Raw genomic sequence first — 9726 nt, forward strand, 5'->3', positions numbered from 1 at the left:
TAGAAGAATGCACGGCCGCAATGCCTCCAATGGTGAAGCCATAGCTTTGAGAGGAATCTCAAAGGCCTTCGGTTCGGTGACGGTTCTTAAGGACACCGAATTGACCGTTAACAAATCTGAGTTTCTTACCCTGCTCGGGCCCTCCGGCTCTGGAAAGACGACCCTTCTGAATCTGATCTCGGGGGCTATCGCTCCTAGTTCCGGTGAAATACTCCTCGCCGGCAGGGATATCACGCGCATGCCGCCGCGCGAACGAGGCATCGGCATGGTGTTTCAAAACTATGCTCTTATGCCGCATATGACGGTCTTCGAAAACGTTGCCTATCCGCTTCGTGCAAGGCGCGAACCCTCCGAAGCTATTCGCAGAAAAGTCTTGGATGCGTTGGATCGAGTTGGTCTCAACGGGTTTGATGATCGAAAGCCTCGCCAACTTTCAGGTGGCCAGCAGCAGCGCGTCGGCATCGCTCGCTGTATCGTGTACTCCCCGGCCATCATCATGATGGACGAGCCACTCGGAGCGCTCGACAAGAATCTTCGAGAGCAGATGCAGACTGAAATCAAGCGCCTGCACCATGAACTGGGAACGACGATCATTTACGTAACGCATGATCAGGAAGAGGCGCTCAATATGTCTGACCGCATCTGCCTCATGAAAAATGGTGAGATTGCTCAGTTAGGCACTCCAGATGAGTTGTACTTCAGGCCTAACAGTCGCTTTGTGGCAGAGTTCATCGGAGAATCTAATTTGCTCCCGGGCAAGAGCATTGCTGCAAATAGCGTGGCGATCGACGAGGCCGAAGCAGTTATCGCGCCAAGTTCAGAGCGGGGCCTCGGCTCCGACGTTCTGGTCATGGTTCGACCGGAGAAAATGCACATCTGTGCTCCTGATGCCGACCCTCCTGCTGGTCACAATGTTCTGCGTGGAGTGGTCGAGGCAATCTCCTTCATCGGAGGCATGACCCGGATAACGGTGAAAACGGCGCATGGTGTTTCCGTTACTGCGAAGATCATCTCCGGTCCCGCTTGCACTCGCCCCGAGCTTGGATCTGCAGCCAAGCTCTCCTGGTCACCTACTGAGTCTGTCGTGTTGAATGGCTAGGCGTTCAGTTCTGACTTGGAATTTGAGTCGTCCCTAGCGCGGCGCCGTCATCATCAACGTAACTGTAAAGGGAGTGGATTATGTCGATTTCGAAGAAATTATCTCGGCGTACGTTTCTTGCGGCGTCCTCGGCCGCCGTGCTGGCGCCCGCACTGATCACCCGAGCGCACGCGCAGGCCAAGTCGATCACGATCACCAGCTACGGCGGCACGTTTCAGGAATTCTTGGTAAAAACCGTGGTCACACCTTTTACCGAGGAGACAGGTATCAAAGTCAATATTGTCCCGCGTCCGGATATTGCAAAACTGAAAGCCCAAGCTCTCACCGGACGAGTGGATATCGACGTTCTCATGACCGTCGACGAAGATGCTGCGCTCGGGTCCAAGCTGGGACTTTGGGATAAGGTCGACTTGGGGATGTTGAACGTAGCCGATATGGCCCTCCCTCCTCAGAAGGAGTATGTGACGTCAAGTTCCTTCGTGGGGGGCATCGCATGGGACCCTGAAAAGTACGGGTCAACAGCGCATCCCAATAACTTCGCAGAATACTTTGACGTGGGAAAATTCCCCGGTCGTCGGACCCTCCCCAATCGACCAAATGAAACCCTTGAAGCCGCTCTCCTTGCTGATGGGGTTTTGCCCAAAGACATCTACCCGCTGGATGTGGATCGCGCGTTCAAAGTTCTGGATCGTGTGAAGTCCAGCATCGCAGCTTGGGTGACTGCTACTCCCCAGACGATCTCGCTCTTGCAGACCCAAGAGGTCGACTTCAGCTACAGCTATGCCAATCGAGTTAAGGCCACAAACGCGCCAGGAGGCGGCAAACCACTCGCGTTCTCGTTCGAGCAGAACCTGCTGGGCACCGAAAAGCTGATTATACCGAAGGGGGCGCCGAACAAAGAAGGCGGAATGAAATACATCGAATACTTCTTGCGGCCTGAGGTGGTGGCACGCCTATGCAACGCGGCCTTCATCGCACCGAACTCGAAGAAGGCAATTGCGCTTCTCGATCCCGAGCTCCGCGAGTGGACCCCGGATATCACCAACCCCAAGAGTATGTTCGTTGACGGGGCTTATTGGACCGACAACCTCGAGCCGGTGTCGCGGCGGTTTAAGGAATGGGTCATCTCCTGATCTGGATGCAAAGCTTGGGCGTCGTAATGGACGCCCAAGCTCACGAGCGTTGGTTGTGACGTTCATGCCTAAGACAGACGCAGGCTAATTCTATCGCGGGATTCACCATGGGTACGACGGCCGACATTGCCAAGTTTGTTCAACAGACCACCTTTGATGAGTTTGATGCGAAGCTCGTTCAGCACGTGAAGAACGTACTCCTTAGCGGCGTGGGAATGACACTAGCTGGCGTCAACAGCGAAACAAGTAAGGCCGTTCTGAGCTATGTCAGGGAATGCGGGGCTCAACCGGAGGTTGGCGTGATCGGCGCAAACTTCCGCACTTCGGTGGAATACGCGGCGCTGGCGAACGGGACGACGTCCCATACGACTGAGCTGGAAGACGACACTCGCGCTGAGAACATGTACAGCGTTGGCGTCTTCCCCGCGATGCTTGCGCTGGGTGAAAGGCTCCAAATCTCCGGCAAAGAGCTGATCGAAGCTTTTGTCATAGCTTGGGACGTTGCCTCGAAGCTGGCCCTGGCGTCTCAAGATATGATGGGCCGGGGCCTGGCACCTTGGTCAGCAGGCGCCACTATCGGTGTCGCTGCTGGTGCCGCGAGGTTGCTCAAGCTCAATGATCACCAGATCGCTATGGCGGTTAGCATAGCCACCTCCCATGCCGCGGGACTTTTTAAACAGGTTGGATCGGGCGCCCACCTCTATGAGTCGGGCATGGCTGGGCGGAATGGCTTGGCGTCGGCTATTCTAGCGAAGCATGGATTAACCGGGCAACCCACCGTTTTGGAGTGTCCGATGGGATACCTTCAGGCGGTCTCGGGGATCACCGATCCCGTCTTAAAGCTTGGAGCGCCTTTCAGGGCACAAGCAATCGAAATCAAAAAATATCCATGCTGCCTGTCCCAAATGCATCCTATTGATGCCTTTGTAAAGCTGATCGATGAACACCAGATTTTCGCGCACGAGGTGAAGGCTGTTCGGCTCGAAGCTCCGCCGTCATTCAAGCTAGCTGCGGCGCTTTATCATCACCCCAAGAACGCTGACGAGGCGAAGTTTAGCTTAGCTCACAGCATCGCATGTAGCTTCTTGGACAAGAAGCCATGGCTGGATAGGTATACGACCGAAGGCGCTAATAGTCTGGATGTCGCAAGCTTTCGAGACAAGATTGAGATCGTTTATCGATCGGATCTTGCTGGCGCAGCGTTGCCGATCACTGTCACGATGGCCGATGGTTCGCAGCTTCACGCGTCGACGCGCAAAATTACTGAGCATATCGACGTCAGCGATGACGAAATCCGCGACAAGTACCGCAGATGCGTCGCAGGAATGTTCTCGCGAGGCCGCGAAGAGCAAATCGAAGATAGTCTTCTGTCTTTAGAGCGCCTGCCTGACATATCCAAGTTAATGGCCGAGCTTACTTACATCGACGAGCTTACTTACGTCGATTGAACGAATACCAAGACGGGATTGAGATATGGGACGTCTAGATGGGAAAGCCGCTGTCATCACGGGTGGCAGCCAGGGTATTGGGCGCGCGACTGTTGAGCTATTCATCGCAGAAGGCGCAAAAGTGGTTGTCGCGGATCTTCTCGCCTCGGAAGGGGAAGCTTTATGTGACCGCCTCGGACCCGATTGCGTGTTTTGCAAGACGGATGTTACGGTTGAGGATCAGGTCCGGAATTTGATTGAAGTTGCCGTAAAGCGGTTTGGCCGTATCGATTGCCTTTTCAATAATGCTGGAATACTCGGCCAAACTGGCGGCATAGAATCGATGGAAGTGGATCGGTTTGATCGTGTGATGGCCTCACACGGGCGTAGCGTCATGCTCGGAATGAAGCACGTAGCCCCCTACATGAAACAGCAGGGGTTCGGCAGCATTATCAATACTGGCAGCATTTCAGGTATCCAGGCCGTCTCGGCGTACATGGATTACAGCGCGGCCAAAGCGGCTGTCATCCACCTGACCAAGTGCGTTGCCATGGAGCTTGGCGAATTCGGCATCCGTGTGAATTCAGTCTCTCCTGGTCAGATCGCGACCGGCATGGGAAAGACGGGTCCGGACGCTCTTGAGAAAGCCGCTGTCCTTCGTGAATTAAACAAGACCCGCCAACCGATACCACGCTCCGGCATGCCGGAAGATGTTGCTTTCGCAGCGTTATATCTTGCAAGCGATGAATCCAGCTTCGTGAATGGCCACGACCTTGTTGTGGATGGCGGATTGATCGGTGGATCAAGCTGGACTGAACGTCAGCGGATGAGCGCCAGCGTTCATGGTGCACTCCAACGCCAAGCTTAACGTCGTTGGCACCCGTACCAAAGGTTTCCGATCAACATCGAGTCGCAATGCAGGGTGAAGCATGCAGAAACGTCTAAAGGGCAAAGTGGCGATCGTCGCCGGAGCCGGATCAACCGGAGTCGACGGTCTCGGGAATGGAAAGGCGTCTGCGGTTGTTTATGCCCGTGAGGGCGCCTCAGTGATGCTTGTGGACCTTAACCTGGAGGCTGCAGAGAAGACCCGCCAGATGATCGAGCAGGAAGGCGGTACCTGTTTTGCGTTTCAGGCCAACGTCCGCCAGCGATCGGATTGCGAGGCCATGGTCCAAAAGTGTCTGCAGGAATATGGGCAAATAGACATTCTTCACAACAATGTTGGCGTCGAGCCGAAAACTTTCGGCGGAGTGCTTAACACCGACGATGCCGAATGGGATCGCGTCATCAACGTGAACCTGAAGAGCATGTTCATTACCTCCAGCGCGGTTCTGCCATCAATGTTGGAGCGTGGCAGTGGAGCGATTCTGAATATCTCGTCAGTGTCGGCGGAACGGCTTTCGCCAGGATTGTTCCTATATTGCGTCTCCAAGGCCGGCGTGAATACGCTTACCAAGGCGATGGCACTCGATTACGCGGATAAAGGTATTCGCGTGAATGCAATCATGCCGGGGCTGATGGATACGCCCATGGTCGAGAGGCACAAGGAGTTTTACGGCGGCGATCGCGAAAAAATGCGCCAGCTTCGAAATGAACGCGCGCCAATGAAGCGCATGGGAGAAGCCTGGGATGTCGCAAATGCTGCTCTGTTCCTGGTTTCGGACGAAGCGAAGTATATCACCGGTCAGGTTCTCGCCGTTGATGGCGGATATCTGTGCAAGCCCTAGGGGCCGCCCGACCGGCAGGCTTCGCCCAACTATAGGTAAGGCCAACAAGGTGCAGCACCGTTCTTGGTAGCGGATATGTGGAGGGTCTCGTGATCATCGAAGAGTATTCGAACTACGACGGCCTCGGTCTTGCAGATCTCATTCGCAGGAAGGACGTGACCCCAGAAGAACTGCTTGATGAGGCGATAAGCAGAACCGAGAAGATTGATCCGGAAATCAATGCCGTAGTTATCAAACACTATGACTTTGCCAAAAGGCAGATCTCAGAGGGGCTGCCCGAAGGTCCCTTTACTGGTGTTCCTTTTTTGCTGAAAGACATTGCGACGCTGACGGGAACGCGAACCACATATGGATCGAGCGCCTATAGGGAGTACGTTGCGGACCATAACAGCACAATCGTCGAACGCGTGCTAAAGACTGGCGTCACAATCTTTGGAAAGACGGCGGTTCCAGAATTCGGCGCGCTGGGCACCACTGAGTCCCGTTTGCACGGCCCAACGCGCAATCCATGGAATCTAGCGTATTCCGCCGGCGGCTCCTCGGGTGGGGCTGCTGCGGCAGTTGCTGCGCGCATCGTGCCCGTGGCGCACGCGAGCGACAGCGGTGGGTCTACGCGAATACCGGCCTCTGTCTGCGGTCTATTCGGGCTTAAACCTACCAGAGCACGCACGCCGATCGGTCCGAATAAGGGACTGGGCTGGACCAGCCTGGTTGATTGTCCACACGTCATCAGTGTGAGCGTGCGCGACAGCGCTGCCATGCTTGACGCATTGTCTGGGCCGGAGCTTACTAGCCCTTATTACGCACCTCCCGCGGAAGGAGCGTTTTTGAATGAAGTAGGTAGAAATCCCGGCCGCTTGCGCATCGCCTTTTCAAGCAAATCTCCTTACGGTGACGATCTCGACCCTGAGATTACGAATGCAGTTCGGGAGATAGCCTCGCTGTTGGAGCGGCTCGGTCATGATGTTGAAGAACGAGCGCCTACTCTTCCTTTCGATCCGATCGAAGTGGGAGAAGTCATAAACGGAGCCAACTTGGTAGCCTCCGCGGTGCGCGCGGCCGAGCGGCGACTTGGGCGCCCGATGACCGAAAGCGACTTGGAGGTTCTTACCCTTCTGCGCGCACACAATGCCCAGACCGGAACCGCAATCGATTACGTCACCGCTGAGCAGTCCGTTTTCGAAATCTGCCGGTGCCTCGTCGAGTTCTTTACCACCTGTGAAGTCTTCTTGTGTCCCACGCTTTGCGGGTCGCCGATCCGCATTGGAGAGCTTGATTCAATGAGCGCTGATCTCTCACATATCCAGGCAGCACGTCGGCGCGTATGGCCAATGCCGCTCGTATTCAATATGTCCGGCCAGCCATCTATGTCTATGCCGCTCGCTTGGCACAAGTCAGGGCTACCAATGGGGATGATGTTCTCGGGCCGTTTTGGCGACGAGGCCACTCTGCTGCGGCTTGCTGGGCAGCTTGAGCAAGCGCGCCCTTGGAAGTCCAAGATGCCGCCACACCATGCGTAGCATGTCTCGCTATTCGCTGTGCTCCGTCGGAGGCCGCGCGGAATTCGGACGACCGCCCACTACATCCAGTAGGTTACCTGATGGCGGCGGCCGCTTTCAATCAATGGGTCAAGCTGTCTGGGTCGGACGACGGTCGATTGCCAGCCTACGAAAATTGGTCGGCAGTCGGCTTCAAGCGTTCATTGTCGAAATCGGGAGAGCTAGATCAACATGCTCCAGTTCGACCAGTTCGTTGAAGGGCTGCGCTGCCGCGTCGCGGTCCCCACGTGCGTACCTGCGGATTTATGCTTTCAGCGGGCGTCGAATTGTAAGCGCGTCTGTCTCCCTCAAGCTGCGTCAGACGACCGAAACAACGTGGGAGATGATTTGTCACCTCTTCCTTCACGGCCAGGTCACGCGACGGGCATGAGTGAGGGCGCTGGACTTATCTGCTAACCGTGAGCGACCGCCGCCATGCAAGCCGATGCAGTGGCGGTGAGGTTCACCTCAAGGCTGGAGCCGACTATGCGATACGATCGGGTAGACGCGCGAATCCTCGAGATCGTGCAAAAGAACAACCGCCTAACTTCCGATGTGATGAGTGAACTGGCGGGGCTTTCTGCCACAGCATGCCAGCGGCGACTCAAGAGGCTCCGTTCGGACGGCTTCATCGAAGCCGATGTCTCAATCGTTTCGCCAAAGGCTGTTGGAAGACCAATCCAAATGCTTGTGTTGGTGACAATGGAGCGGGAGCGTTCGGATATCATTGACCGGTTTAAGAAGGACATCAAATCTTCGGCTGAAGTCGTCAACGGATTCTACGTCACTGGCGATGCTGACTTTATCTTATACGTTACCGCACGTACCATGGAGGATTATGAGCAGTTCACTAGACGCTTCTTCTATAAGAATCCGGACATCAAATGCTTTAAGACGATGGTCGTATTGGATCGGGTCAAAGCTGGCTTTGCTATTCCAGTTGAGACCCCGCCCTGCGATAGCCTAAGTAATCTTTGATGGGTGTCATTGAGCATTATTGCGGGTGCGCCAACAACCGATCGGTAGCGGCCGATGTTGCAAGTCTCATTTCACGATCCTCGTCACCCGCGATCATTCCATCTCCGCAATCCGATCAGCTCCGACGGTGTGATTGCGACCGTCCAGCACGGGAACAAAGAAACTGCAGCTTGACGATACTTCGCAACTAACAGGAATGCGGAGACCTGCGTTCTGGAGAATTTCGTCTTCACGTTTTTGTAAAGGCGCGCGTTCAGCCTCAGATCCTAAGGCTCACGTTGTAGTTGGTCAGGAGTCGTCCGTGAAGAACGAGGCTCAAGCGATTTTTTGAGCGGGGTCGGTCTCGATGAAGGCTCGGATGAAGATACGCAAGAGTTGTGCGAGCCATCGCAGGAGCAGGCCGAAGTTGTAACCTGCAGCGGCGAGAACAGCGTTGATGCGGTCGCCGAGGCGTCCCTTGAGATAATTCCGGTCCATGCGGTGCTCGGCCTTGACGTGGCCGATGACCGGCTCGACTGCCGCGCGACGCTTCATCTCGCGACGGATGGAAGCCGTGACGCGGCGGACCTGCCCCGAGATCCAGACCCTGAACCGATGCGGGTGGTTGTGGCCGCGATACCCTTTGTCGACGTGGATGCGGCGCGTCTCCACGCCGGTGAGCTTCTCCATGTCGGTGATCACAGGGCCGAGCGTGTGCCCGTCGAAGGGATTGCCGTGCAGGGCCTTGGCGTGGAGCACGAACTGTCCGCCCTTTGGAGACGTCGCGGGGGTGGCGATACTGACTTTGCAGCCGAACTCGTAAGGCGCGCGGGCTTTACCCTTGCCGATGCACTCGACCTCCGGGGCGTGTAACGCATAGACCTTTGGACCACGCTGATGCTGATCCTGGCTGCGTATCTGCTGCGCTAAACCGAGCAGCGGGCCGAAGCGAGCTTCCAGCACCGTGTGGCCATCAATCTTGCGGCGGATGTCGCGGATGATCCGGCCAAGCCGTGTCCGCAGGAACTTGAGCTGGCGCCTGGCGCGTTTGAACTGGTGCGCGTGGGTATAGCGGCCGACCATGATGGCGGCACGCTTAGCCAGGCGCAGATAGCTCTGGCGCAGCGGCAAACGGTTGCGCTTGGCGAGCCCGACGAGCTTGATGATTGCTCGATGGATCAGCCGCGCATCGGTCGGATGCGCAACCGCCTTGGGCTGAACCGTCGTATCGACGACCACCCGCTCTAGGTCTTTGGGGCCAATGGCGCCAGTCTTGTGCGCCACCGACAGACTTTCCTGGATCAGCGCGACGAGCTGTTCCTCTCCGAGCCGCTGCCGCCAGCGCGTCATCGACGATCGATCGAACGGCAGACGGTGGCGGAAGCTCAATTCGCCGCAGAAGTATTGGTAATAAGGGTTCTCGATCCAGCGGGCGCACAACACCTCATCCGACAGGTTGTGCATGTGCTTCAAGATGAACAGGCCGGCGACAAGCCGCGTCGGAAGGCCAGGCTGTCCCGACCCCGCTTGGCACACTGAACTGAAGCGATCGTTCAGCATATTCCAGTCGATCAGCGCTGCCAACCGCACCAGCGGATGGCTCATGTCGATGATCTTATCGAGCGCCGGAAGCAGCAGGTCCTTCTGGCGATCGTCCCGCGGTTTGCTCATCGCATTCCCCAATGTCGACGACACCCTCAGGGAATCACGAATCACTCAAAAGCAAAATCCCAAAACGCAAGAAAGCGAGGTCCAACTACCAGCTTTCCTGCAAAATCGAATACTACATCAAGACCAGTTTCGCTTGTTTCCTAGCCCCGATCTGCATTCTTCACGGACGACTCA

Annotated in this window: 8 protein-coding genes; 7 read left to right on the forward strand and 1 reads right to left on the reverse strand. The window is 56.1% G+C overall.

Going from position 1 to position 9726, the window contains the following annotated elements:
- Window positions 1-7 precede the first annotated feature (7 nt).
- The 7 genes from AOQ71_RS20170 (at window position 8) to AOQ71_RS20200 (ending at window position 7902) form a co-directional block, all read left to right on the forward strand.
- The gene (locus AOQ71_RS20170) at window positions 8-1099 is read left to right on the forward strand and encodes an ABC transporter ATP-binding protein (protein WP_057749857.1); all 1092 of its coding nucleotides are present in this window, start codon (window positions 8-10) and stop codon (window positions 1097-1099) included.
- 80 nt (window positions 1100-1179) lie between these two features.
- Complete coding sequence (locus AOQ71_RS20175) at window positions 1180-2232, forward strand: ABC transporter substrate-binding protein (RefSeq protein WP_057749860.1); 1053 nt, start codon at window positions 1180-1182, stop codon at window positions 2230-2232.
- Between the two features lie 107 nt (window positions 2233-2339).
- Window positions 2340-3680 (forward strand): MmgE/PrpD family protein, encoded by a 1341-nt coding sequence (locus tag AOQ71_RS20180; RefSeq protein ID WP_057749863.1) that lies wholly within the window; start codon window positions 2340-2342, stop codon window positions 3678-3680.
- A gap of 25 nt (window positions 3681-3705) precedes the next feature.
- Window positions 3706-4527, forward strand: a complete 822-nt coding sequence (locus AOQ71_RS20185; RefSeq protein WP_057749866.1) for an SDR family NAD(P)-dependent oxidoreductase — start codon at window positions 3706-3708, stop codon at window positions 4525-4527.
- 61 nt (window positions 4528-4588) lie between these two features.
- Window positions 4589-5386 carry an SDR family NAD(P)-dependent oxidoreductase gene (locus tag AOQ71_RS20190; RefSeq protein ID WP_057749869.1) on the forward strand — a complete coding sequence of 266 codons (798 nt, stop codon included), beginning with the start codon at window positions 4589-4591 and terminating at the stop codon, window positions 5384-5386.
- An 89-nt stretch (window positions 5387-5475) separates the two neighbouring features.
- Window positions 5476-6906: an amidase gene (locus tag AOQ71_RS20195; RefSeq protein WP_057749882.1), complete on the forward strand. Its 1431-nt coding sequence runs from the start codon at window positions 5476-5478 to the stop codon at window positions 6904-6906.
- 504 nt (window positions 6907-7410) lie between these two features.
- Window positions 7411-7902, forward strand: a complete 492-nt coding sequence (locus AOQ71_RS20200; RefSeq protein ID WP_057749885.1) for an Lrp/AsnC family transcriptional regulator — start codon at window positions 7411-7413, stop codon at window positions 7900-7902.
- Window positions 7903-8217: 315 nt separating this feature from the next.
- On the opposite strand, the gene AOQ71_RS20205 is transcribed toward AOQ71_RS20200, so the two are convergent.
- Entirely contained in the window at window positions 8218-9552 is a 1335-nt protein-coding gene (locus tag AOQ71_RS20205) for an IS5 family transposase (protein ID WP_057743291.1), read from the reverse strand.
- Window positions 9553-9726: the final 174 nt, after the last annotated feature.

Source organism: Bradyrhizobium manausense (genome assembly GCF_001440035.1).
Lineage (GTDB): Bacteria > Pseudomonadota > Alphaproteobacteria > Rhizobiales > Xanthobacteraceae > Bradyrhizobium > Bradyrhizobium manausense.

Bases quoted from the DNA above. Each gene is read 5' to 3' on its own strand.
- AOQ71_RS20170 (WP_057749857.1), top strand. From the start codon at position 8: ATGCACGGCCGCAATGCCTCCAATGGTGAAGCCATAGCTTTGAGAGGA.
- AOQ71_RS20175 (WP_057749860.1), top strand. From the start codon at position 1,180: ATGTCGATTTCGAAGAAATTATCTCGGCGTACGTTTCTTGCGGCGTCC.
- AOQ71_RS20180 (WP_057749863.1), top strand. From the start codon at position 2,340: ATGGGTACGACGGCCGACATTGCCAAGTTTGTTCAACAGACCACCTTT.
- AOQ71_RS20185 (WP_057749866.1), top strand. From the start codon at position 3,706: ATGGGACGTCTAGATGGGAAAGCCGCTGTCATCACGGGTGGCAGCCAG.
- AOQ71_RS20190 (WP_057749869.1), top strand. From the start codon at position 4,589: ATGCAGAAACGTCTAAAGGGCAAAGTGGCGATCGTCGCCGGAGCCGGA.
- AOQ71_RS20200 (WP_057749885.1), top strand. From the start codon at position 7,411: ATGCGATACGATCGGGTAGACGCGCGAATCCTCGAGATCGTGCAAAAG.
- AOQ71_RS20205 (WP_057743291.1), bottom strand. From the start codon at position 9,552: ATGAGCAAACCGCGGGACGATCGCCAGAAGGACCTGCTGCTTCCGGCG.